Annotated in this window: 28 protein-coding genes; 21 read left to right on the top strand and 7 right to left on the bottom strand. The window is 40.2% G+C overall.

Translation table 11 applies throughout. From position 1 onward, the window contains the following. Positions 1–69: 69 nt before the first annotated feature. From IRB79_RS19975 to IRB79_RS19955, 5 genes are all read left to right on the top strand, one after another. Positions 70–1512, top strand: coding sequence for a sigma-54 interaction domain-containing protein (locus tag IRB79_RS19975; protein ID WP_243504381.1), 1443 nt, complete (start codon positions 70–72; stop codon positions 1510–1512). 164 nt (positions 1513–1676) lie between these two features. Then, positions 1677–3107: a lysine 2,3-aminomutase gene (gene ablA / locus IRB79_RS19970; RefSeq protein ID WP_243504379.1), complete on the top strand. Its 1431-nt coding sequence runs from the start codon at positions 1677–1679 to the stop codon at positions 3105–3107. Between the two features lie 16 nt (positions 3108–3123). Then, positions 3124–3411 carry a YokU family protein gene (locus IRB79_RS19965; protein WP_243509562.1) on the top strand — a complete coding sequence of 96 codons (288 nt, stop codon included), beginning with the start codon at positions 3124–3126 and terminating at the stop codon, positions 3409–3411. Positions 3412–3537: 126 nt separating this feature from the next. Next, positions 3538–3759, top strand: coding sequence for a YozE family protein (locus IRB79_RS19960; RefSeq protein ID WP_243504376.1), 222 nt, complete (start codon positions 3538–3540; stop codon positions 3757–3759). Between the two features lie 447 nt (positions 3760–4206). After that, positions 4207–4902, top strand: coding sequence for a hypothetical protein (locus IRB79_RS19955; RefSeq protein WP_243504374.1), 696 nt, complete (start codon positions 4207–4209; stop codon positions 4900–4902). A gap of 25 nt (positions 4903–4927) precedes the next feature. Here IRB79_RS19955 and IRB79_RS19950 read toward each other — a convergent pair whose 3' ends face one another. After that, positions 4928–5089 carry a hypothetical protein gene (locus IRB79_RS19950; protein WP_243504372.1) on the bottom strand — a complete coding sequence of 54 codons (162 nt, stop codon included), beginning with the start codon at positions 5087–5089 and terminating at the stop codon, positions 4928–4930. Between the two features lie 176 nt (positions 5090–5265). Here IRB79_RS19950 and IRB79_RS19945 point away from each other — a divergent pair, with 176 nt between their 5' ends. Both IRB79_RS19945 and IRB79_RS19940 read left to right on the top strand, forming a co-directional pair. Next, positions 5266–5439 (top strand): YozD family protein, encoded by a 174-nt coding sequence (locus tag IRB79_RS19945; protein WP_009332582.1) that lies wholly within the window; start codon positions 5266–5268, stop codon positions 5437–5439. Between the two features lie 341 nt (positions 5440–5780). Further along, positions 5781–6551, top strand: a complete 771-nt coding sequence (locus IRB79_RS19940; RefSeq protein ID WP_243504370.1) for a sporulation protein — start codon at positions 5781–5783, stop codon at positions 6549–6551. A 75-nt stretch (positions 6552–6626) separates the two neighbouring features. On the opposite strand, the gene IRB79_RS19935 is transcribed toward IRB79_RS19940, so the two are convergent. Next, positions 6627–7484, bottom strand: a complete 858-nt coding sequence (locus IRB79_RS19935) for a glycerophosphodiester phosphodiesterase (protein WP_243504368.1) — start codon at positions 7482–7484, stop codon at positions 6627–6629. A 299-nt stretch (positions 7485–7783) separates the two neighbouring features. Here IRB79_RS19935 and IRB79_RS19930 point away from each other — a divergent pair, with 299 nt between their 5' ends. Beyond that, positions 7784–8092, top strand: a complete 309-nt coding sequence (locus IRB79_RS19930) for a YodL domain-containing protein (protein WP_243504367.1) — start codon at positions 7784–7786, stop codon at positions 8090–8092. 336 nt (positions 8093–8428) lie between these two features. On the opposite strand, the gene IRB79_RS19925 is transcribed toward IRB79_RS19930, so the two are convergent. Then, entirely contained in the window at positions 8429–8578 is a 150-nt protein-coding gene (locus IRB79_RS19925; RefSeq protein ID WP_243504365.1) for a hypothetical protein, read from the bottom strand. Positions 8579–8592: 14 nt separating this feature from the next. After that, the gene (locus tag IRB79_RS28075) at positions 8593–8721 is read right to left on the bottom strand and encodes a hypothetical protein (protein ID WP_258750918.1); all 129 of its coding nucleotides are present in this window, start codon (positions 8719–8721) and stop codon (positions 8593–8595) included. Between the two features lie 153 nt (positions 8722–8874). Between IRB79_RS28075 and deoD the strand changes: the two genes are divergently transcribed. Both deoD and IRB79_RS19915 read left to right on the top strand, forming a co-directional pair. Then, the gene (gene deoD, locus IRB79_RS19920) at positions 8875–9579 is read left to right on the top strand and encodes a purine-nucleoside phosphorylase (protein ID WP_243504361.1); all 705 of its coding nucleotides are present in this window, start codon (positions 8875–8877) and stop codon (positions 9577–9579) included. Positions 9580–9893: 314 nt separating this feature from the next. Further along, positions 9894–10766 (top strand): M15 family metallopeptidase, encoded by an 873-nt coding sequence (locus tag IRB79_RS19915; RefSeq protein ID WP_243504360.1) that lies wholly within the window; start codon positions 9894–9896, stop codon positions 10764–10766. Positions 10767–10785: 19 nt separating this feature from the next. Here IRB79_RS19915 and IRB79_RS19910 read toward each other — a convergent pair whose 3' ends face one another. Next, on the bottom strand, positions 10786–11031 hold the full coding sequence (locus tag IRB79_RS19910) for a hypothetical protein (protein WP_243504357.1): 246 nt from the start codon (positions 11029–11031) through the stop codon (positions 10786–10788). 280 nt (positions 11032–11311) lie between these two features. On the opposite strand from IRB79_RS19910, the gene IRB79_RS19905 reads away from it, so the two are divergent. The 3 genes from IRB79_RS19905 (at position 11312) to IRB79_RS19895 (ending at position 14203) form a co-directional block, all read left to right on the top strand. Next, positions 11312–11518 carry a heavy-metal-associated domain-containing protein gene (locus IRB79_RS19905; protein WP_243504355.1) on the top strand — a complete coding sequence of 69 codons (207 nt, stop codon included), beginning with the start codon at positions 11312–11314 and terminating at the stop codon, positions 11516–11518. A 149-nt stretch (positions 11519–11667) separates the two neighbouring features. Beyond that, a complete protein-coding gene (locus IRB79_RS19900; RefSeq protein WP_279401032.1) occupies positions 11668–13146 on the top strand; it encodes a lmo1851 family serine protease in 1479 nt (492 codons plus the stop codon). Between the two features lie 127 nt (positions 13147–13273). Then, on the top strand, positions 13274–14203 hold the full coding sequence (locus IRB79_RS19895; protein WP_431833395.1) for an LCP family protein: 930 nt from the start codon (positions 13274–13276) through the stop codon (positions 14201–14203). Positions 14204–14252: 49 nt separating this feature from the next. Here the strand turns inward: IRB79_RS19895 and IRB79_RS19890 are convergent, their stop codons facing one another. Continuing rightward, complete coding sequence (locus IRB79_RS19890) at positions 14253–14870, bottom strand: class I SAM-dependent methyltransferase (RefSeq protein WP_243504351.1); 618 nt, start codon at positions 14868–14870, stop codon at positions 14253–14255. Positions 14871–14985: 115 nt separating this feature from the next. Here IRB79_RS19890 and IRB79_RS19885 point away from each other — a divergent pair, with 115 nt between their 5' ends. From IRB79_RS19885 to IRB79_RS19875, 3 genes are all read left to right on the top strand, one after another. Next, entirely contained in the window at positions 14986–15387 is a 402-nt protein-coding gene (locus tag IRB79_RS19885) for a hypothetical protein (protein WP_243504350.1), read from the top strand. Next, entirely contained in the window at positions 15380–16300 is a 921-nt protein-coding gene (locus IRB79_RS19880) for a CobW family GTP-binding protein (protein WP_243504348.1), read from the top strand. The genes IRB79_RS19885 and IRB79_RS19880 overlap by 8 nt, the downstream gene beginning before the upstream one ends. 126 nt (positions 16301–16426) lie before the next feature. Continuing rightward, on the top strand, positions 16427–17260 hold the full coding sequence (locus IRB79_RS19875; RefSeq protein ID WP_243504346.1) for a hypothetical protein: 834 nt from the start codon (positions 16427–16429) through the stop codon (positions 17258–17260). A gap of 45 nt (positions 17261–17305) precedes the next feature. Here the strand turns inward: IRB79_RS19875 and IRB79_RS19870 are convergent, their stop codons facing one another. Continuing rightward, the gene (locus IRB79_RS19870) at positions 17306–17548 is read right to left on the bottom strand and encodes a DNA alkylation repair protein (RefSeq protein WP_221878047.1); all 243 of its coding nucleotides are present in this window, start codon (positions 17546–17548) and stop codon (positions 17306–17308) included. Between the two features lie 117 nt (positions 17549–17665). On the opposite strand from IRB79_RS19870, the gene IRB79_RS19865 reads away from it, so the two are divergent. From IRB79_RS19865 to IRB79_RS19845, 5 genes are all read left to right on the top strand, one after another. After that, positions 17666–17932 (top strand): hypothetical protein, encoded by a 267-nt coding sequence (locus IRB79_RS19865; protein WP_243504343.1) that lies wholly within the window; start codon positions 17666–17668, stop codon positions 17930–17932. 123 nt (positions 17933–18055) lie between these two features. Next, positions 18056–19036, top strand: a complete 981-nt coding sequence (locus tag IRB79_RS19860; RefSeq protein ID WP_243504342.1) for a YncE family protein — start codon at positions 18056–18058, stop codon at positions 19034–19036. Position 19037: 1 nt separating this feature from the next. After that, positions 19038–19712 (top strand): response regulator transcription factor, encoded by a 675-nt coding sequence (locus IRB79_RS19855; RefSeq protein ID WP_243504341.1) that lies wholly within the window; start codon positions 19038–19040, stop codon positions 19710–19712. Continuing rightward, the gene (locus IRB79_RS19850) at positions 19709–21112 is read left to right on the top strand and encodes a sensor histidine kinase (protein ID WP_243504340.1); all 1404 of its coding nucleotides are present in this window, start codon (positions 19709–19711) and stop codon (positions 21110–21112) included. The genes IRB79_RS19855 and IRB79_RS19850 overlap by 4 nt, the downstream gene beginning before the upstream one ends. Before the next feature lie 17 nt (positions 21113–21129). Then, the gene (locus IRB79_RS19845; protein WP_243509556.1) at positions 21130–21591 is read left to right on the top strand and encodes a FixH family protein; all 462 of its coding nucleotides are present in this window, start codon (positions 21130–21132) and stop codon (positions 21589–21591) included. The last annotated feature ends 137 nt before the right edge of the window (positions 21592–21728 follow it).

Raw genomic sequence — 21728 nt, 5'->3', positions numbered from 1 at the left:
AGTATTTCGGCACCATCCTGACAAATTTTCGGCACCCTGTCATATACATATATATGGGAGGGGATTTTGATGACTGAAACTCAAAGCATTTCAAAAGAAGTTCTGGCAGCCATATTAAAGGGCATTGATGAAGGAATTCATGTAGTAGATTTGAATGGAAATACCATTTTTTATAATGAAATTGCTGCAAGACACGATGGTCTGGAGGTTTCTGAGGTTATCGGAAAACCTGTTCTGAAAGTCTTTCCTTCATTGGATAAAGAGACAAGCACCTTATTAAAAGTAATGAAAACAAAAAAACCGATCTATAACCAGACGCAATCCTATGTGAACCTTCATGGCGCACAAATAGAAACCATTAATACAACTCTCCCTATTACTGTAGATGGGAAAGTAGCGGGAGCTGTTGAGATTGCTAAGGACTATTCCAGGTTGAAGCTTCTTTCTGAAAGCCTTCTGGATTTGCGAAAAAAAATAAAACAGCCTGTCAAAAAAAAGACTGCTGTTGATAATGTCCAGTACACACTGGATAGCCTTCTCACAATAAATCAGGAAATGCAAAAAATTAAAAAAGAAGCGGCCAAACTGGCTAAGTCTGATTCCTCCATTCTGGTGTTTGGCGAAAGCGGGTGCGGAAAGGAGCTCTTTGTTCAGGGACTCCACCATGCTTCCCCAAGAGCTGCCGGGCCATTTATTGCCCAGAACTGTGCAGCTATACCGGAACCCTTGCTTGAAAGCATTCTATTCGGGACTGCTAAAGGAAGCTATACAGGAGCTGTAGACAGGCCAGGGCTATTTGAATTAGCCGATGGGGGAACACTCTTCCTTGATGAAATACATGCCATGCCAATTGAGCTTCAGGCAAAACTGCTTAGAGTGCTGGAGGATGGGATTGTCAGAAGAGTGGGAAGCCCGAAGAACTCCCATGTAGATGTGAGAGTGATTGCAGCCATGAATATCCATCCAGTGGAAGCACTGGAGAGAAACCAAATCAGAACAGACTTATTTTACCGCTTAAATGTTCTCACTTTCGGGCTCCTTCCTCTAAGGGATAGAAAAGAAGATATTGAATTTCTTGCACATCATTTTATTAGGGGATTTAATCAGGTTCTACACAAAAACCTTTCAGGAATCGGGGATGATGTGCTTGCCTTTTTCAGACAATATCATTGGCCCGGAAATGTCAGGGAATTAAAGCATACAATCGAATACATGATGAATGTCTGTGAAGAAAATTTTCTTAAAGCAGAGGATTTGCCTGTGATAATGAAACAGCAGCTGCAAAAGGATAAACAGGTTGTTTCACTAAAGGTTCAGCCATTAAAGGCGAGCATGGAAGAACAGGAAAAAGCATTAATTGAAAAAGCTCTTCTAGAGACCAATGGAAATATAAAAAGAGCCGCAAAGCTATTGGAGGTTCCGCGTCAAACGCTGCAATATAAACTGGCAAAGTATAATATTGATATAAATAACAGGAGCCGTTTCTGCAGTAATTATGAAAGTGCCGAATAATCGGCATTTTTTTTGTTTCAAAGATACCAGTTTAATAAAAAAATCCCCTCAGCTGCTAACAATCGCCACTCCGGCAAGGTTTTCATATGATAATACGAAAGCTTCAAAAATGGCATGATTCTTGCAGTAAGTATTTTAAAGAAATCCATATAGGGGGAATTTAAATGAAAAACTTTTTATATAAGCCGGATCGGCACTGGAAAGACATTGAGCTGTGGAAGGGTGTCGCAGAAGAACAATGGAATGATTGGCTTTGGCAGCTGACAAATACGATTCGCACTGTTGATGATCTGAAGAAAGTCATAAATCTCACTCCGGATGAGGAAGAAGGGGTAAGAATCTCGACTAAGACGATTCCGCTGAACATTACACCTTATTATGCTTCACTAATGAATCCGGATGATCCGCGATGCCCGATAAGAATGCAATCAGTACCAATTTCAAAAGAAATATATAAAACAAAATATGACCTTGAAGATCCTTTGCATGAAGATGAAGATTCACCTGTCCCTGGCCTGACGCACCGTTATCCTGACCGTGTCTTATTTCTGGTGACAAACCAATGCTCCATGTATTGCCGCTATTGTACAAGGAGGAGATTTTCCGGTCAAATTGGCATGGGAGTGCCGAAAAAACAGCTTGATGCAGCGATCAGCTATATCAGGAGTGCCCCTCAGGTTAGAGACGTTCTCATATCTGGCGGGGATGGACTTTTAATCAATGATAATATCCTTGAATACATTCTGAAGAATTTGCGGGAAATTGATCATGTTGAAATCATCAGAATCGGCACGAGGGCACCGGTTGTATTTCCGCAGCGGATTACCGAAAATTTATGCAGTATCCTGAAAAAGTATCATCCGGTATGGCTAAATACACATTTTAATACTTCTATTGAAATTACCGAAGATTCCAAGAGAGCATGTGAGATGCTGGCAAATGCCGGTGTTCCGGTTGGCAACCAATCCGTTATTTTGGCGGGTATAAACGACAGCGTTCCAATTATGAAAAAACTAATGCATGACCTTGTTAAAATCCGGGTCCGGCCTTATTACATTTATCAATGTGATCTATCTGAAGGCATTGGCCATTTCCGTGCACCAGTTTCAAAAGGGCTTGAGATCATTGAAGGATTAAGAGGACATACTTCGGGATATGCGGTTCCAACTTTTGTTGTGGACGCGCCTGGGGGAGGCGGAAAAATCTCCTTGCAGCCGAATTACCTGATATCACAAAGTGCCGATAAAGTGGTCCTTCGTAATTTTGAAGGAGTCATAACCACTTATCCGGAGCCGGAAAACTATGTTCCTGGCCGTGCTGAAGGGTATTTTAAAGAAGTTTACCCGGAAATGGATGAAAAACGGTCCAATGTCGGAATAGCCGCGCTGATGAATGATCAGCAGTTTAATCTTGTACCTGAAGGGCTTGCAAGACTTGACCGCCGTGAAAAATATGAAAGCGATCCATCCCATAGTTCATTGAAGGATAAACGTGACAAACGGGATGAACTAAAGGAAAAGAAATTCAATGCCCAGCAGACGAAGCAGAATCCAGCAGCTGAAACGGATGCCGAAACGGCAGCGGCAAAGGAATAGGAGGTTAAGAATGCAAATTAAATGTGCATGGTGTGAAAGCCAAAATATAAATGAGAGCAGGGAAACTGTTTATTGGGAGCTGCCTGATGGAACAAGGGCCATCCAAATCAATGAGACACCTTCCATTTCCTGCAGGGATTGTGATATGGTTTACCAGTCCGATGATCTTGTTAAGGAGATTGAGGACCAACTATTTTTAATTGATGCGAAAAAGATCGGAAAAGAAATAAATTTTGAAAAATTGATGGAGCAGCCGAGGCTGCTGAAGCGAAATTATTTCGATTTCTCTTCCTATGATAAGTAAGTGATAAGGGCAGCCCGTAAAGATATGCGGGCTGCTTTTTCTTTGAATTAGTAGACGAACTGAGCACAATTCGATTATAGTAGAAAATAAATTAATGAACGACAGAATAAAGGGGAAGGCGTTAGCATGTCCAAAACTTTCTATCACTTTTTAATGAAGTACAGGCACCCTGCATCAAAGGATCACATCAGCCGTTTTGCCAATGACGCATATGAGGATCACAGCTTTCCGAAAACAGCCTATGATTATGATGAGATCAGCTCTTACCTTGAATTGAACGGAAGTTATCCGGAGAGCATGTCTGTATTTGATGAAGTCTGGCAATTGTATATACTTTCTGAGGGCTAAATGATTTCTTAGAAACACTCCGACTCTGGAGTGTTTTTTTATTAAGGCTGTTTTCGTAAAGTTCGTTGCTTTTTAATAACTTGTTTAATTTACTGAATTGATTGGAGCGGAGGGCACTTGATCCTCGAAAATGCTTACGCATTTCCTTCGTGCGGTGCACATTCGAAGAAGCTTATTCAATGTCCTGCGGGAGGAGAGGGAGCGGGAGACCCCACAGGCGAAGCCGAGGAGCTCTGTTCCTCCCCGCGGAAAGCAAGTGCCCGCAGCGGAAAGCAACGGGCTGAATTCATAATCAAAAACAACAATCTATGAGAAAAGAGCAATTATTTAAAATGGGACGTCTGCGCTTTTCGCTTGATTGTGATGAACGTACGGACGATTTTCATAAAAAGTGCATATACTATTGTATTCAATACTCACGACTCAGTCATTGAGAGGATGGAGGAAATGAGCAAAAAGAAGAAACCAAAGTACAAAATCGGTGATACAGTCGTGATCACTATTTATGGTACAGTCGGAAAAGTAACAGATGTGAAATGGCTAGATGATATGTACGTCTATGAAGTCAATAAAAGTGAAGGTCTATATATGGAATCCAGCCTTCAAATGCTGTCTGAGTATGAAGGTGAGATTATGGAAAAGGAGCATATTGACATCGAATATAAATACTTTTTTGGCGACCTTGTCCAAGTCAAGGGGTATGGTTCGGATCTTTTCAAAATAGTAGGCTTCAGGACGGAAATTTGGAGATACAAAGAAGATGCATGGGAAGATGTTATTTATGAGCTTTCGAGAATTAATGACGGGGAATGGCTGGAGGCAGGAGAGGAAGAGCTGACACTCGTTGCGGATGCTGAAAGTGCAGATGCTTTTATCCAGAAGCTGGGACTCCTTTATATGATAAACAAAAAAGATAAGCTGCCTGAATTAAAGGAAACCGCTCATTCATTCCGCAAGGCAGAAAAGGAATTGCTTGAAGGCATAAAAGAAAGAAAAGTGCTGATTGATGGTTTGCTTGATATATATAATGATTATCGTATTCTTTTTGAAATGTTTCAGGATGATGAGTATAAGCATATTATGCGGGTTATACTCAGAAAACTGAAGCATATTGCCAATAATGATGATAAGAGCACTGTGTAAAGCAGCTCAGGGATCTAAGCTCTTCTTAGAGCCAAGTGATTAGGAGATACAGTAAAAATGGGATGCCAAACCATTTGACCAGCTTAAACCAGGCATTTAATAGATTGCTATAAAGATTTATAATGGAGCTTTCTTCACGATTGACATCTTCTTTAATTATTAGGGCCAGTCTGGATATACTTGACATGTCGCTGCCTCCTCAATTACTGAATAAAATGGATCGTTATCAGCTGCTTATCCTATATGTATGTCCTTACTGAAGAAAAATGCACTGTAAGACAAAATAAAGAATTACTTTTCTGAAAGTTGTTTTGCATGAATCCAGCCAGTGCTTCATACATTTTGTACAAAGGGGGCGTTGCTGTGAAGGAAATAGAGGTCGTAATAGATACGGAAGAAATTGCTGAGTTTTTCTTTCATGAGCTGGCAAAAAGAGGTTATGTTCCTACTGAAGGAGAATTGGATGAACTTGCGGATATCACATTTGAATACCTCCTGCAAAAGTGCATCATTGATGAAGAAATTGAAGATGACTAATATAGAAAAATGACGAGGAAAGGTGCTCGTCATTTTTTTGCGAAGCAGCAGGAGCATCAAGCACATACATATTCTGAAACATCGAATTACAAGCACACATCATCTTTCAAGAAAACGCTGAGAAATGATAAAGCAATTTCCGTAAATATAAATAATATGTGGCAGCACATCTGAAAAATGAAACTTTTCTTGTTATGAGCACGTATATCTAAATGAAGCAAGTGCTTTGTGTTATATATAGTAAAGACCGCCGGAAATGGTTAAAAAAAGTTGGCCGGCTTGAAGGTAAATCTTCAATTGGGAAAGAAATAAAATAAAAAAAGAACTAGGGAGAGAAGCATATGTCATTTTTTAATAAGGTCCTGGCAAGTGTGGGAATTGGATCGGCAAAAGTCGATACGAAACTTGAAAAGGATTCAGCAGCCCCAGGTGAAGCCCTCAGAGGCGTTGTCGAGATTACAGGGGGAAGCACCGAACAGAAAATCGATGATATTTATCTTTCATTGAATACTACTTACATTAAAGAATCAGATGATAAAAAATATACAGTCTCCGGTTTGATTGACCGTTTCAGGCTTGCTCAATCCTTCACCCTGGCTGCGAATGAACGAAAGGAGATTCCTTTTACCTTTAACCTTCCAGCTGACACACCTTTGTCTTTTGGGAAAACAAATATTTGGGTTGCGACTGGGCTGGATATAAAAAACGCGGTGGATCCTGCCGATAAGGATTATATTCGAGTAGTGGCAAACCCGCTAATGGATTCTGTATTGAACGCTGTTTCGAGTATGGGATTCCGTTTGCGGGAAGCAGAATGCGAACAGGCTCCGCACCGCCTCCGCAGAAGGCTGCCGTTTATACAAGAGTTTGAATTTGTTCCAGTCTCCGGTCCTTTCAGAGGAAAGCTGGATGAACTTGAAGTTGTATTTTTTCCACAGTCAAATGGTGAGACTGAGATCATGATGCAAGTAGACCGCAAAGCGAGAGGGTTGGGCGGATTCCTGGCAGAAGCATTGGAAATGGATGAAACCTTTGTCCGTTTCACTGTTACAAATGCAGATATTCCTTATATGCAGCAAAAGCTTCAGTCTGTCATTGCAAAATATGCTTAAATAAATGCTAACGAAAACGATGGGTGACGCCCATCGTTTTTTTATGCTCAGACTGCGGCTGTGGAATGCAGATAGTTATGCCAGAAGTGTTTTTAGGAAATCCTGTCCTTTTAAAAATGGGGTGATTAACACGTACATGATTGAGTCGGGAATTCTCTTCTCATCATCGGAAATAATTCCGTGAACACCAAGCCGCTGCATGTCTGCAAACTGGTATTGCTTGCTGATGGTCCACGAGTATATCTCATATCCGAATAACTCAGCTTGATTAATGAAGGACTTGGAAAGTAAGAGATGGTGTACAGATAGGAAAGAGGCAAAATCGCGGTAGGATGCCAAATGAAACAAATCCAGGTGTTTGCTCAGCAGCAGGCCTGCAGGAATTTCGGGAGCAAGCTGGTGGAATTTTTTCATCTCATTAATATGGAAAGATTGGACTTTTATGTGATTGTCTGGTTTATAAGAATTTAGCATGTCTGCCAGAATCTCTGTCATGCCAGGCTGATTTTCAGGTGATTTCATTTCAATTATGATTCCTGTTTTTCCGCTGACTTTTTTTAATACTTCATTTAATAATGGGATTTTTTCACCGGCAAATGCAGGAGAAAACCAGGATCCTGCATCAAGCTTTTTTATATCCTTAACCGTCAAATCCTCAATCAGCCCCTCTCCGTCGGTAGTGCGCAAAACATTAGCGTCATGGATAACAACAAGCTGTTTATCCTTGCTCAGCCTTACATCTAACTCGATATAGTCAAAGCCCAATTCAATAGCTTTTTCAAAGGAGGCAAGCGTGTTTTCCGGTGCAAGTGCGGATGCGCCTCTGTGAGCGATAGACTGAAAAGGCATGAGAGGCTGAAAAAAATAAGAAATAGTCATTATTACCAATCCGATTAGGATTGAATATAAAACAGGCTTTTTAGATACCCACAATTTTCGTCACCTCCAGTAAAGACTTTTATACATAATATGCAGGTTAAACACTTTTGAAAGCGTTTTCTTTATGAAAAAAACCGTGAATCGACAAAAGTAGTATTTTTTTGATGGAGGAAACGACAAGAAAAATGGCTAATTAAACAGTAATAAAAAATTGTTCTTAGAAATTTTGGCCGTCTAGTAAAAAAATGTCATAAAAAATGCTTTTGAAGACCTTATTCGTCAAAGCAGCTGAATTTGTCTGATAGGTAAATCAGCCAAAAAAGCGGATGCATAGAATGTGAGGGGGATGCCAAATGCTGAAGGAATTAACAAGAATCAAAAGAAAAGAATATGATGTGACGATCTTTCAAACACCTAAATTTAGGGACAAAAAAGGCTTTGAGCAAGTATATCGCCTAAATGTCGAAGCTTTAACCCATGTGGAATGCCTGGATTCAGTTTTTAGGAAGTTTAATGTGCATGACCGAATCCCTGGGGATTTTGATGGCCGATTTATTTCCACAGGGGATATAATCTATATTGATGAAGGCAGGAGAGGGCAATTTTATTATCAGCTAAAGCCGGGCGGCTGGGAGGAAGTTAATCGAATACATATACGCTAAAGAACAAAAGCGGAAGCGCCTTGATCGGATGAACTTCAACTAAAAACCGCCACGTCCTGTGTCGAACGTTGAAGCCAGCACATCCTGTGCAAGTCCGACAGGCATAAGACGAATCAGCAGGAAACCTCCCAAAGCAAGCTTTGGTCGGGCGATGTATCGCTGACGAAGCGTTCCTTGTCCTGATTTCTGGAGTGAATTGACTTATGACCCGAGGGGCTAGGCGCTGGAGCTGGATGCAGATATTTTTTTCTCAAAGTTATTCACATCGTTATATTCATAAATTCCCTAAACTATGAAAAAGCAGGAGGCACTATAGCTCTCCTGCTTATTTTTATTTTATTCAGTTATGTTTGATCCCGGGCTGTTTTTACGTTTATTGGCAGAGTATTCCTTGCCGTGTGCTTCTTGCTCTGCAATAATTGCTTCAGCAGGAATATGATTATTTTTCTTTGGTGAATTTATACGGTTGCGATGCTTTTTGCCCATCCTAATCCCTCCGCTTATCGATTGCTTATTGTTTTAACCGTTTTGGATGTATTGGGCTCAGTATTAGCCCTGGAAGATGGATTTGTCTCATTAGCATGCTGTACAGCCTGCCTGAGTTTTTTGCTCATTCCTTTTTGCGGCATGATTACAACCTCCTTTGGAAAAGCTAAAAATAGCTTTCCCGTACAGAGAAAAAACATGCCTTATGTAATTTGTTTCTAAGTGATGGCACATATGGTATAGTTTGACTTGGAAGCATTTACAGAGGCTTCAGAAATAATTTGGAGGTTTTGATTATGAGCATACATATCGGTGCTAAAGAAAACGAAATTGCGGAAACGGTCCTGCTTCCTGGAGACCCTCTGCGTGCAAAATATATTGCAGAAACATTTTTGGAAAATGCAGAATGCTACAATGAAGTCCGTAACATGTTTGGCTATACTGGAACGTATAAAGGGAAACGCATATCAGTTCAGGGCACAGGCATGGGAGTTCCATCCATTTCCATCTATATTAATGAACTGATGCAGAGCTACAAGGTTCAAAACTTAATTAGAGTAGGCACATGCGGTGCGATTCAAAAAGATGTGAAAGTTAGGGATGTAATCCTGGCAATGAGCTCTTCTACAGACTCCCAAATGAATAGGCTGACTTTCGGAGGAGTTGACTTTGCGCCGACAGCTAACTTCGACCTTTTGAAAAAAGCTTATGATGCAGGTGTTGAAAAAGGATTAAATCTTAAAGTCGGAAATGTATTCACAGCTGATATGTTCTATAATGACAATGCTGACCACGAAAAATGGGCACAATATCAGATTTTGGCGATTGAGATGGAAACGGCTGCGTTATATACACTTGCAGCGAAGTTTGGCCGCAAGGCGCTTTCTGTCTTAACAGTCAGCGATCACATCCTAACAGGTGAGGAAACAACTTCTGAAGAAAGGCAAACTACCTTCAATGAAATGATTGAAGTTGCACTTGAGGCTGCTGTTAAGGAATAAATGGAATGAAACTGGTTCATAGAGCCAGTTTTATTTTTTTTTGATGAGTGCGATTTGAAATTTTTGGAAAAGAAATCGATAAAAAGCATGCTTTGTGCCGTTTGTCCTGTTTTTTACACAATTATGGACTAGTTGACGTGTAGTGTTAAAATAGTAATGTTGCAAAGAAAAAGAAAAGCGGAAGCGCCTTCGGAACAAGTAAAGATCACTTGTTCCTGCGAAGTTAGTCCAAGGAAGCATTCCTTGGAGCTCACCCACGACACCTCGAGGGGGTAGGCTGCTTGCGCTAGACAAAAAAAGACAGGTGAGTTTGAATGAAAAAGATCATAATCATGGCAGGGACTCTTAGCCTCCTGCTTTCCGGCTGCAGCCAGCTTGATCCATATTTGGATAAGGTCCAGCCGCTTATTGAAAAAGTACCGTTCCTTGGGGAAGAAAAAAGCCTTGAGGAACCTCCTCAAGAAGATGAATCCCCAAAGAGAGATGAAAACAGTGCCGGGGAAGCAGGCAATGAAGACAATGAAGGAATTCAAGATGATCCTCTTTCATTGGAAGCGGCATATTTTAATGATGTTAAAGTTGTCGATGGCAGAAATATAATTCAGAATCCTGAAAATGTAATGGCCCTTGTGAATAAACAATTCAGCCTTCCGGATGGCTATGAACCTTCCAAGTTAATGATCCCTGAAGTTGCATTTTCTTATGGGAAATTAGATTTGGAAAAAAGCTATATGCGGCAGGACGCTGCACAGGCTTTGGAAAAGTTATTTACCGGAGCGTTAAATCAAGGTGTTGAATTGTTTGCAGTTTCTGGGTATCGTTCATTTACACGGCAATCACAGGTTTTTGATGCAGAGGTAAACAGAGTAGGAAAAGAAAAAGCAGTTCTGGCTGTTGCCATTCCGGGCAGCAGTGAGCATCAGACAGGCCTTTCAATGGATATCTCAAGCAGAAGTGCAAACCTTGAGCTTTCAGAAGAATTCGGGGAAACAAAGGAAGGAAAGTGGCTTGCTGAAAATGCACATCGCTACGGTTTTATTCTCCGCTATCCAAAAGGAAAAGAAGCCATCACAGGTTATAAATTTGAGCCTTGGCATTTCCGATATGTGGGTACAGAGGCTGCAAAAGTCATTTACGAAAAGAAATGGACTTTGGAAGAATACTTCGATATTGTTAAAAAAATCTAAGAGGCCAAAAAGGCCTCTTTCATTTGTTTCTCTGCTTTGATATGCTTTTCCCCGATTGGAAATAGTAAATAACTGCTAAAATAAGAGGAACAACTGGAAGGGCCGATAAAAAGCGGAATGTGTTTTCTGCTCCTGATAAATAATATCCCAAAGGCAGCAGAAGAAGGAAGCTTAAAAATGCAAGTTTCCATGACTGATTCATGATGCCTGCAATAAGGCTGATCAATGAAACTGCGAAACTTAGCCATAACACTGCGAGTATCATTATAATTCACTCCTTAAAAAAGTGATGAGAGGCTTGAGGGAAGGCTGGTGTATAGGATTAGGCGGATGCTTGTGGATTTTTAAAATGAGACTATATAATAAAATATGGTCTATACTGGCTAAACATTAATCTTTTATTTTCTCGATGTTTATATTGAGGGGAAGTATGATTCCTGAGTTGGCATACATCAAGCCGCCGACTGTTGACTCGATGTTTATTAACACACTTAAATGAGGTAATAATAAACTAAGGTTTTACAGGGAAAAAGGAGGTTCATACATTGGAAAAAGTTTTACTTAAAGTTGTGGGCATGACCTGCATCCACTGCGAAGAGGCGGTCAAAAATGCCCTTCTCTCCATTGATGGCGTGGCAAGCGTCGCCATTGCCTTTCACGATGAACATGCAGAAATCGAGTATGACCCGAAAAAAGCTGATAAGGAAAACTTAATAAAAGCGATAGAAGATCAAGGCTATGGGGTAGCCTAACATAAGAAGGAGCGCTTTAGCATATACGCTGGCGCTCTTTCAAATTTTACACATACACATTTTTCTTTGTTATTTTTTCGATAAAAATGTTATTCTAATCATTAAGGATTGTACATAGTTATTTTACGGTAACGAAAGTGGTGAAGAGTTTGCAGAATGAAGACCTAAACAAAGGAACTTCCGAAACACCAGATAATAACCATTCAGGTTTTATCCGCATGAAAAAGTTTCATTTTGTCATGCTGCTGTTTTTTATTGTTTTCCTTTCAGCTGGGATTACTACCTTTGCACTGGCTTTTGGTGATGAAAAAGCAGTAGATGTTGGAACAGGCGAAAGAAGGGAATTTGATAAGCTTTATACAGCTTATGATACCCTTAAAACAAACTATTTCCAGGAAGTTGACCAGGATAACCTTATAAATGGCGCTATTAATGGTATGCTTGAAGCGCTGGATGATCCATACTCAGACTATATGAACGAGGAAGAAGCCAAAAGCTTCCATCAGAGTATTTCATCCTCATTTGAAGGAATCGGAGCTGAAATCCAGGAACAGGAAGGCTATATTGTAATTGTTTCACCATTAAAAGGTTCACCTGCTGAAAAAGCCGGGCTTAAACCGAATGACAAGGTCCTGTCAGTTGATGGAAAAAGCCTTCAGGGGATGAGTTCTACAGAAGCCGTTATGCTGATCAGAGGCGAAAAAGGCACTAAGGTAGAACTTTCAGTTCAGCGCCCTGGCTCAGATGAGCCTATGAATATTTCCATTACCCGCGATACTATCCCGCTTGAAACCGTCTATGGGGAAATGCTTGAAGATGGTATTGCAAAAGTGCAGATTACTACTTTCTCGGAAAATACTTCTAAAGAGCTGGTGGAAACTCTGAATGAGCTGCAGAAGCAGGGCATGAAAGGATTAATCCTTGATCTTCGCCAGAATCCTGGGGGCCTTCTGGATCAGGCAGTGAAAATTTCCAGCCTGTTTGTCCCGGATGGCGAGATTTTATTCCAAATTGAAGACCGCAATGGAAACAGGGAAGAAGTTAAATCAACGAAAGAAGAAAACCCGAATATTCCTTTAGTAGTTGTGATTGATAAAGGAAGCGCAAGTGCATCAGAAATTTTGGCCGCAGCAGTACACGAGTCTGCAGATGTGCCGCTTGTCGGTGAAAAGTCGTTTGGAAAAGGCACAGTCCAGCGTGCACAGGACTTCTCCGATGGATCAAACATGAAATTCACTACTGAAAAGTGGCTGACTCCGGATGGAAATTGGATTCATAAAAAGGGAATAACACCAGACCACAAAGTGACCTTGCCGGATTATGCTACACTGCCATTTATTAATCCTGACACTGAATTAAAGCTTTCTGCTTCTTCAGCTCAGGTTAAAGCAGCACAGCAAATGCTGAAAGCACTTGGATATGATCCTGGAAGAGAAGACGGTTTCTTTGATGAAAAAACAGAACAGGCTGTCAAGGAATTTCAGGATGCTGAAAAGCTTGAGCAAAATGGAGTATTATCAGGGCAGTCTACCCTTAGACTGATGGAAAAACTCCGTGAAAAAATTGATCAAAATGATACGCAAATTCAAAAAGCAGCCGAAGTGCTGAAAGAACAAATAGAATCTTAAGGCAAAAGCTCTCCATTTTTTGGAGAGCTTTTTTCATGGATAAATGTATTCCTGTTATAGAAAATGGGTATATAAAGCATTCATCTTTCCCACAATGATAGTAAACTTTACTATAAGCAGCGCTGGGGTGATTCGCTTGAAGAATATAATGATTGTTTTTTTATTGGCTGCAGCCATCCTGTCCGGCTGTACTTCCTTTCAGCAAAAAGAAGATCGCAATGAGGTAAGGCAGGATTCTTCAGCTGATGAGGCTGAAAAGGAAGATAAAGAGCCATCAGCTATTGGAAATGAAACGAAAAATTTTTTGCTGATTGGTGTTGACAGCAGGGGAGAAGAGGAGTCACGTTCTGATGCTATTCTTCTAGCCAGTTATGTACCCTCTGGAGATTCGATTAAATTGGTCTCTTTAATGAGGGATAGCTATGTTAAAATTCCAGATTATGAATATATGTACAGCAAACTGAATCATGCTTATTATATAGGCGGCAAGGATTTATTAAAGGATACAATAGAACAAAACTTTGGAGTCCAAATCGATCATACTGCAATTATCGATTTTAAGGGATTTACAAAAATGCTTGATGCCATTGCCCCTGATGGAATTGAAGTGGAAGTCAGTTCTGCAATGATTGAAGATATGGGCTTGGATTTGGAGGCCGGGAAGCAAAAACTTAAGGGGAGCGACCTTTTATCGTATGTGAGATTTCGCCATGATGGACAAAGTGATTTTGGGAGAGTGGACAGGCAGCAGGAAATTTTGATAGAGCTTAAAGATGAAGTGATGAATCAATTCTCATCACCTGCTGGTTTGGCAAGATTTCCGGAAGTGATCAGCCAGGCATTGAAATACGTTGAAACTGACTTAAAGATTGAGGAAGCAATAGCCTTAGGTGTTTCATTTTTAATGGACCCTGTTACTGATATTGAAACACTGAGGGTGCCGATTACAGACAGTTTTGAAAATAAAACATATGAGCATGCCGGATCGGTTCTCCAGCTGGATTTTGAAGAAAACTCAGAAGCACTTAAGCAGTTTTTGAAGGCTGAAAAAGAATAGTGAAGATAAGAGTCATAGCGCTTTAAAAATGAGGAGCCAGTGGGGCTCCTCATTTATTTTTTCTGCAGACCGCAATCCCAAAAGGGTAGTGTTTGCCTTCTCTTTTCGGTTCAATAAGAACACTTCTCTGATAATAAAATTCCGTCACTCCGTATGACTTAAACAGATCGGTGAATTCATCTTCAGTCAGCTGGTGATAATGGAAGGGCTCTTTTGTTGGTTTTCCCCTTCCGGCGCCGAATGGAGTGGATAAAATGAGAGTCCCTCCAGGCTTTAGCATCTTATAAAGGCTATTAAGAAATATTTCTTCTGATGCCAGGTGTTCAAGCGTTTCAAAGCTCGTTATCACATCAAAGAATCCTAATTGATCAGGGAGGATTTCATCTTCTGCATTGGCTTTTACATATTGCACAAGAGGATGAAAATGGTGCTGCCTGGCATATTTCAGTGTTTCTTCATCAACGTCCACTGCGATAATTTCATTAATTTCTTTTTTCTTGGCTTTTGCCATAATTTTCGAGCCGTACCCCGTTCCGCAGGCAATATCAAGGACTCTTCCTCTTGCATAATAAAGGGCAAAATAGTAACGCGCCAAATGTTCCAGAAGCATTCCGTTTGTAATTGGCATTTCCTCCGGTATGATTCTTTCTCCGGTATTTTCGAGCATATTAACTCCACCATCCTTATTAGAGATTATAGCAAATATGTCTTATGGTTTGTATGGACTGTTAAAATCATATACAATGTGTCATTAGACAGGATAGCTATAAAGAGGTGATCCTTTGAAGCAGATAGTGGAACTTAATGAGCAGACCCGCAATCAAATATCAGATATTGAACAAAATTGCGAAAAGCTTGCAGAAAAACTTCTTAATAACTATAAAACAGACTTTCAAACCGGCGGGGAAAATCTGGTAGTGGACCTGATCAGAACCATTAAAGGCCGCCGTGCATCAGAAAATGATGTATTTAAAGTTGATTATGAGTCCATTTTGGAATTGGGAATTGAAACGGAAGATGATTTTTTTCCAAATGCATATATTCCCATCTGGAAATGCAAACAGGAAATGTTTCATTCTGTTGGTTACTTAACAAATCTGGATATTGATTCAATAGAAAAGAAAATGATGATTTTGATTGAAGAAATACTTGCAGATCGTGAAGAAGGGGAAAAATATGAATAACACAGAAATTTATATATTATCAGGTTTTCTTGGGAGCGGAAAGACTACACTTCTTAAGCAGCTGCTCCAGGATGAAAAAAAGCAAGGCAGGAAAGTGGCAGTCATGATGAACGAGCTTGGGAAAGTATCAATTGACTCAGACGTGGTCGATGAGGATGTACCTTTAAAGGAGCTGCTTGACGGATGCATATGCTGTACAATCTCAGATAAGCTGGAAGCTCAGCTTCAGGAGTTATTGATGGTTGATAAGCCGGAAGCGATCTATATTGAAACAACAGGCGCTGCTCATCCCATTGAAGTTCTGGATAGCATCCTTTCCCCCCTCTTTGCAGATCGCATGCTGGTGAAAGGGGTTCTTTCTGTTGTTGACGGTCCCAGATGGCTTAATCGAAGGCTGTTGAGCCCGCAGATTCAGCAGCTCTTAATTGAGCAGGTGCGGCATGCGGATTTAATTATATTAAATAAAGCAGATGAACTTACCGAAGCGGAACAGGCCCGGCTTACGATGGAGATTCAGGGTCTAAACAGCCAGGCTTTCAGCATCTTAACTTCGTACTCAAAGATCGCTGTGAAGGAGGTAAGAGGCATGTCTACCGGGAAAAAGAGCCCCGCATCCAGGTCACATGTTTTTTCTGATCTACGCTTGAGCACTTTTGTTTATCAGTTTCAAAAACCTGTCATTCAGTCTGAATTTGAGGACTTTCTAAGAGGCCTCCCTGATACTGTTTACAGAATAAAAGGATATTTGAAACTGAATTCATCACAGTACCCGTTTCTTTTTCAGTTTTCTTATGGAATGCCGCTGTATATGCAGGAAAACATAAATATGCCCCTGAATATGGTTTTTATAGGAGAAAATCTTGACTGGGGAGAAATTGAAAAAAGGTTAAAAACCTTAGAAGGCATAGATTAAAGATAAGAAAAATCGCACTCAAATTGTGCGATTTTTTTATTCCTTAAGATGAATGAAAAAAACCTGTTTTTGGGAAACTCAATATATAACGCTGAACCGAAAAAACATAAAAAATGAGTGGAACTTATGAAAACAATACACGCAATCATGATCTTCATTGTTCTTCTTGCTGCAGGAGGCACTCACACTACTGCAAGCGAAGAGGGGATAAGCTGGCAAATTGAGATGATCCCTTGGGAAAAAGTGAATGGGATATTGCCTAGATACAGTAAATTTACTGTTCTAGATGTTGAAACAGGCAAGAAGTTTAAAGTTCAAAGACGAGCCGGCAGCCATCATGCTGATGTTCAGCCATTAAATGCTGAAGAGACAAAAATAATGAAAAGCATTTATGGAGGAAAATGGAGCTGGAAGCGGCGGGCAATCATTGTTATTAATGGAAATCAGTGGATTGCCGCTTCAATGCATGGAATGCCCCATGGAGGCGGAGCACTGAAAAACAACTTTCCTGGGCACTTCTGTATTCATTTTTATGGCAGTACCACCCACCGTACCAATTACATGGATTTATCACATATGCTGATGATCTTAAAAGCAGCAGGGAAACTTGATGGATATCTCTATAATGCAAATCCATATGAAGTAATCAGTGCATTCATGGCCGGATTAAAACAGCAGGATCCCAAGCTAGTACAGCCCATTTCCCTCCAGCCCTTAGCCTGGAATAATATCCTGCCCAGCATAGAAAATGTAAGGCTAAGTGCGATGCCTGTCCTTCCTGCTGAGGATTTGACAGACGAGCTGAGCTTGGAAGTGCCGGTGGAAGCAGACTGGTTTATAAAAAAACGCGGCAGACTGCATTTTCGAGGCAGCATCTATCTTGTTCGCTTTTCACAAGCGGACCCATGGAAAGTGGACAATAAAAGATTCCTAAATGAAAATAAGTTAGTGAACGAATAAAAGCTTGAGAATAATATCTCAAGCTTTTATTCGTTTTCAGCAAGACTACTGTTTTTCGCCAAATTTGATGAATGTGCGCTCGTCTTCCACAAGTCCGCAGGCAGCACACTGCACTCTCTTGTCAGGGCCTTTATAAGGCATATGGAATGGGGACAGCTGTTCATTGCTGTACTCTTCCAATACATTCCCTGTCTGAGGATCCATTTTGATGGATTGAGGCACCTGCTGAATAATATTAAATCGGCTTCTGTTGGTTTTACAGTTTGGGCACCGATAAGGTGAATTCATAAACTCATTCTCCTTTCTGGCATATTAGCTATATTTTTTGCATTTATAAAATTATTTATGTAAAAATACATCTAAGGAAATATAATGGTTTCCTGTTTTGGAAGGGAAGTGGCAGTAATGAGTGCAGACTATGAAAAGCTTCTGAATGAATACCGGAAGCTTTGGAATAACCGGAAACTCGAAGAGGAGCATAATGCTGAAATTATATTGAAAGAAGCAATCTCCAGGGAACTAAAGGATGAAAATTCCCATCCTAGAGTCCGTAAAACGATCTATGAAAAATTTTACCTTGCGGTTAAGAGGATAACACATTCAGAGTTGGAGGAAACATCTAAAAACGCACTTATCCAAATGCATATCAATGAATTTGAATGTTTGAAATAGGAAGGGTAAAGCTTCCTATTTTTTTTGAATTCAGCAGTTTTTCTATAGGTTTCAAGATCCTTTCACATTTATCTCACAATATTAAGGTAAGATGAAGGTAAGATAGTCATAAGGAGAAATGGTATGTCAAAAAAAAATTATTGGTTTTTCTTATTATTGATATTAGCCGCCTTCCTTACTTCCTGCTCAGAAAAGAGACAGCCTGCAATTCCTGATGATATAACTTTTGCTGCTACAGTGAATATCAAGGATATGACCTTATCTTTTGTGGACTTGGCTAAGAAGGAGCTGGTGGCAGAGTGGATCATGGAGAAACCTTATACAGGGGCACTGATTCTCCCGGACAATGATTCCATTCTTCTTTATGGAAAACAGCTTGAAACGGCTGATCAATATTCCTTAAAGGAAGGAAAACTGATTGATAGCTGGGAGACAGGAGAAGGTATCGTCAATGGCATCCTGCTTGATACTAATGAAATAGCTTTTGCAGATCAAAACTTAAACAAAATTAGGTTCTTTAATTTAAATGGAGAGGAGGAAGAACAGGTCGAGACGGAAAGAGATCCGCTTACCCTCCTCGAATCTGGTGAAGAGAATAAGTTATTTGTCCTAAGCTTCAATCATGAAAAACTGGGAATTATCGATATTGAATCAAAAGCAAAAAGCGGGGAATTTACAATCCATCCTTCAGCAGCCGGTGCCTGGCTTAATGAGAAAAGCGGTGAAATCTGGATTGGCGGACATGGAGAAGGAGTTGAGATTGAACAAAATATCCATGTGTATGACACTGAAACCGGGGAGTTAAAAAAGAAAATTTCAGCTGCTTCGATGCCGATTAATTTTCTTGGACAAGAAAATTATGTATATGTCTTAAGCCATGGATCAAATATGTTATATAAAATTAATGAATCAGGGGAAGAAGCTGCCTCTGTCTCGGTTGCAGCAAATCCCTTTGAAATGGCTTTTGCAAAAGATATACTTTTGGTCGCAGGTTATGACAGTAATGATTTACATATACTAGAGCCAAAAAATTTAAAAACGCTTAAAAATATTAAGGTTGGAGAGGGCCCTTTTAAAATAGTTATTAGGGAGAGTGTGAAATGACATGCTGAATATCCTGATTATAGATGATGAAGCAGATATGAGGCATTTGATTGAAATGTACTTGGGGAATTCAGGATTTACATGCTTTTCAGCAGAAAGCGGCTTTGAAGCATATGGCATACTGGAAAATAATGTGATGGACTTAGTTATTCTGGATATAATGATGCCTGTTGAAGATGGATTTGAAGTATGTTCTCGAATCAGGGGAAAATCAAATGTGCCAATTATATTTCTCTCTGCCAAGGGAGAGGAATGGGATAAAGTGAAAGCTCTGCAGATAGGAGGGGATGACTACATTGTCAAACCTTTCAGTCCTGGAGAACTTATTGCCAGAATGAATGCTGTCCTACGAAGAACAGGCGGATTAAAAAGTGGCATGGATTCAATTCAAATTGGAAAGATCACAATTGACAAAAAAGCAAGGAAAGTCTCAGTTGCGGGGAAGCAGGTCACGCTTACTCTTAAAGAATATGAATTGCTGCTATTTTTTATCGAACATAAAAACCAGGCATTAAGCAGGGAGCAGCTGCTTGAATATATATGGGGCATTGATTATACAGGAAGTTTAAGAACAGTGGATACTCATATTAAAACGCTGAGAATGAAGCTGGGGGTTGGGGACTATATCCAAACAGTCTGGGGAGTAGGCTATAAATTCGAGGTGCCAAGTGAATGAAATTCCTGACCAATAGCCTGGCCAAAAAAATGTGGCTGACAGTGACAGCCGCGATTATCATTACAATCTTATACTCCTATTTTTTATCTTATTTATTTTATGAAAAAATTTATGTGGAAAATGTAAGGGAATCCCTGCTGACTGAAGGCAGGAGTCTTTCGTCAGAGTACGAGGGGGGGCCTTTGACAGAGGAGCTCAGGGAAAAAATCGATTGGTATAATTCAAAATCAGAAACAGAGGTTTTTATTGTCAGTAATCCTAGAGAGCTTAGCGCCTGTCTGCCTTTTGAAATTGACTATCAGACACTAATTGGTGAAGAAGAACGTGAAGAGCTGCTTAAAGGCAGTGCAGTTGAAAAATTGGGCTATGAAAAAAGGTTTGACCGAAAAATTATGGGGGTCATTATTCCGCTTCTCGATGATAATCGGCTGCAGGGCATAATATATTTATATGTTCCCCTTGCAAAAATTTCAGAGATTACCCAGGATTTTGCGTATCTTTGGTTTGCTGCTGCAATGGTTTTTACGGTTATCAGCATCATTTTAGGTACCATGCTGGTTAAAAAACTGACAAAGCCCCTATTGGATATGAAGGCTGCAGCTGACCATGTATCAAAGGGACACTATGATATTACTTTAAACATTGATTCCAAGGACGAAATAGGCCAGCTGGCAAATGCTTTTAATCATATGTCCTCATCTATACAAAAAGAAGACGAAAAGAAAAAGGATTTTCTGGCAAACGTATCACATGAGTTAAGAACCCCCATTAGCTATGTAAAGGGCTACAGTGAGGCACTCATTTCCGAGATGGCAGAATCTGAGGAGGATAGGCAAAAATACTTGCAGCTGATCCTTAGAGAGTCCCGGAGGATGGAACGTCTGGTGGGAGACCTGCTTGATTTATCTAAACTTGAATCCGACGAATATAAACTTGAAAAAATGCCGCTGCCGCTGGGACAGCTTATAGAGGATGCTATTGAAAAATACAAGCCTATCCTCCGTGAAAAAAATTTGGATTTACAATACCGCCTGGATCCTGAAGTAATCGTCAATGGGGATGAAGGCAGGATTGAGCAGGTTATCCAAAATATTATGGACAATTCAATTCGGTATACAGCCGAAGGCAGAATCATGATCCGTTTATCTCAAGAGAAAGATAAATGCGTGATTGAAATAGAGGATACAGGGATAGGGATTTCTGAAGAACATTTAAGCAAAATTAAACAAAGATTTTATAGAGTGAATAAAGGCAGAACGAGATCAGATGGCGGCACAGGCCTTGGTCTTGCGATTGCAGAAAAGCTAGTCAAGCTCCATCAAGGTGAGCTGACTGTTTTAAGTGAATTAAATAAGGGGACAACGGTTAGAATCGTGCTGCCGCTGTTCGAAATAAGGTAAGATAAAGGAGATTTATGATGAAGAAGCTATTAAGTATTTGGCTCCCAGTAATGATCATGGTAAGCCTGACAGCCTGCAGCAATAATAATGCAGCTGAGGAAGAACCGCAATTCCTGGAAGTCGAGTTATCCATTAATCCTGAAAAAGCAAAAGCAAATGAGCCGGTAGTTTTTGAAGCAAAAGTTGCATATGGGGAAGAAGAGGTTACAGATGCTGATGAAGTAAAGTTTGAAATCTGGAGAGCGAATGCTGAAGAACATGAAAAAATTCTAGTTGAACATGCGGAAAACGGGATTTATCGTCTGGAGAAAAGCTTTGAAGAAGAAGGAACCTACTATATATATTCACATGTAACGGCTCGAAGGATGCATAATATGCCTAAAAAAGAATTTGTTATTGGCCAGCCAAGTGAACCTGAAGAAGAATCAGGCAGCCCGGAAATGGAAAATATGGATGAGAGTGGTCATGGCAGCCATTAAAAAGCAGCAGCATTGGCTGCTTTTTGTTTTGGGTCTAGTTACTCTGCAATAGCTTTCCTTCAGGGGCATAAATACCCAAAAACGGGTACATATACCTATAATATTTGTTACATTGGTGTAATAAAAGTAAAGAATAC

It is taken from the genome of Cytobacillus oceanisediminis (assembly GCF_022811925.1).
In the GTDB taxonomy this organism is placed as follows: Bacteria; Bacillota; Bacilli; order Bacillales; family Cytobacillaceae; genus Cytobacillus; species Cytobacillus oceanisediminis_D.
Note: the sequence above shows the minus strand (reverse complement) of the source record. Positions and strands in the feature narration are given on the sequence as shown.

Excerpts from the sequence above, each read along its gene's own strand:
- IRB79_RS19845 (WP_243509556.1), top strand. The coding sequence starts at position 21,130 with ATGAAGAAGCTATTAAGTATTTGGCTCCCAGTAATGATCATGGTAAGC.
- IRB79_RS19865 (WP_243504343.1), top strand. The coding sequence starts at position 17,666 with ATGAGTGCAGACTATGAAAAGCTTCTGAATGAATACCGGAAGCTTTGG.
- IRB79_RS19955 (WP_243504374.1), top strand. The coding sequence starts at position 4,207 with ATGAGCAAAAAGAAGAAACCAAAGTACAAAATCGGTGATACAGTCGTG.
- IRB79_RS19915 (WP_243504360.1), top strand. The coding sequence starts at position 9,894 with ATGAAAAAGATCATAATCATGGCAGGGACTCTTAGCCTCCTGCTTTCC.
- IRB79_RS19940 (WP_243504370.1), top strand. The coding sequence starts at position 5,781 with ATGTCATTTTTTAATAAGGTCCTGGCAAGTGTGGGAATTGGATCGGCA.
- IRB79_RS19870 (WP_221878047.1), bottom strand. The coding sequence starts at position 17,548 with ATGAATTCACCTTATCGGTGCCCAAACTGTAAAACCAACAGAAGCCGA.
- IRB79_RS19855 (WP_243504341.1), top strand. The coding sequence starts at position 19,038 with ATGCTGAATATCCTGATTATAGATGATGAAGCAGATATGAGGCATTTG.
- IRB79_RS28075 (WP_258750918.1), bottom strand. The coding sequence starts at position 8,721 with ATGCCGCAAAAAGGAATGAGCAAAAAACTCAGGCAGGCTGTACAGCAT.
- ablA (WP_243504379.1), top strand. The coding sequence starts at position 1,677 with ATGAAAAACTTTTTATATAAGCCGGATCGGCACTGGAAAGACATTGAG.
- deoD (WP_243504361.1), top strand. The coding sequence starts at position 8,875 with ATGAGCATACATATCGGTGCTAAAGAAAACGAAATTGCGGAAACGGTC.
- IRB79_RS19975 (WP_243504381.1), top strand. The coding sequence starts at position 70 with ATGACTGAAACTCAAAGCATTTCAAAAGAAGTTCTGGCAGCCATATTA.
- IRB79_RS19925 (WP_243504365.1), bottom strand. The coding sequence starts at position 8,578 with ATGGGCAAAAAGCATCGCAACCGTATAAATTCACCAAAGAAAAATAAT.
- IRB79_RS19930 (WP_243504367.1), top strand. The coding sequence starts at position 7,784 with ATGCTGAAGGAATTAACAAGAATCAAAAGAAAAGAATATGATGTGACG.
- IRB79_RS19860 (WP_243504342.1), top strand. The coding sequence starts at position 18,056 with ATGTCAAAAAAAAATTATTGGTTTTTCTTATTATTGATATTAGCCGCC.
- IRB79_RS19960 (WP_243504376.1), top strand. The coding sequence starts at position 3,538 with ATGTCCAAAACTTTCTATCACTTTTTAATGAAGTACAGGCACCCTGCA.
- IRB79_RS19950 (WP_243504372.1), bottom strand. The coding sequence starts at position 5,089 with ATGTCAAGTATATCCAGACTGGCCCTAATAATTAAAGAAGATGTCAAT.
- IRB79_RS19890 (WP_243504351.1), bottom strand. The coding sequence starts at position 14,870 with ATGCTCGAAAATACCGGAGAAAGAATCATACCGGAGGAAATGCCAATT.
- IRB79_RS19910 (WP_243504357.1), bottom strand. The coding sequence starts at position 11,031 with ATGATACTCGCAGTGTTATGGCTAAGTTTCGCAGTTTCATTGATCAGC.
- IRB79_RS19880 (WP_243504348.1), top strand. The coding sequence starts at position 15,380 with ATGAATAACACAGAAATTTATATATTATCAGGTTTTCTTGGGAGCGGA.
- IRB79_RS19875 (WP_243504346.1), top strand. The coding sequence starts at position 16,427 with ATGAAAACAATACACGCAATCATGATCTTCATTGTTCTTCTTGCTGCA.
- IRB79_RS19850 (WP_243504340.1), top strand. The coding sequence starts at position 19,709 with ATGAAATTCCTGACCAATAGCCTGGCCAAAAAAATGTGGCTGACAGTG.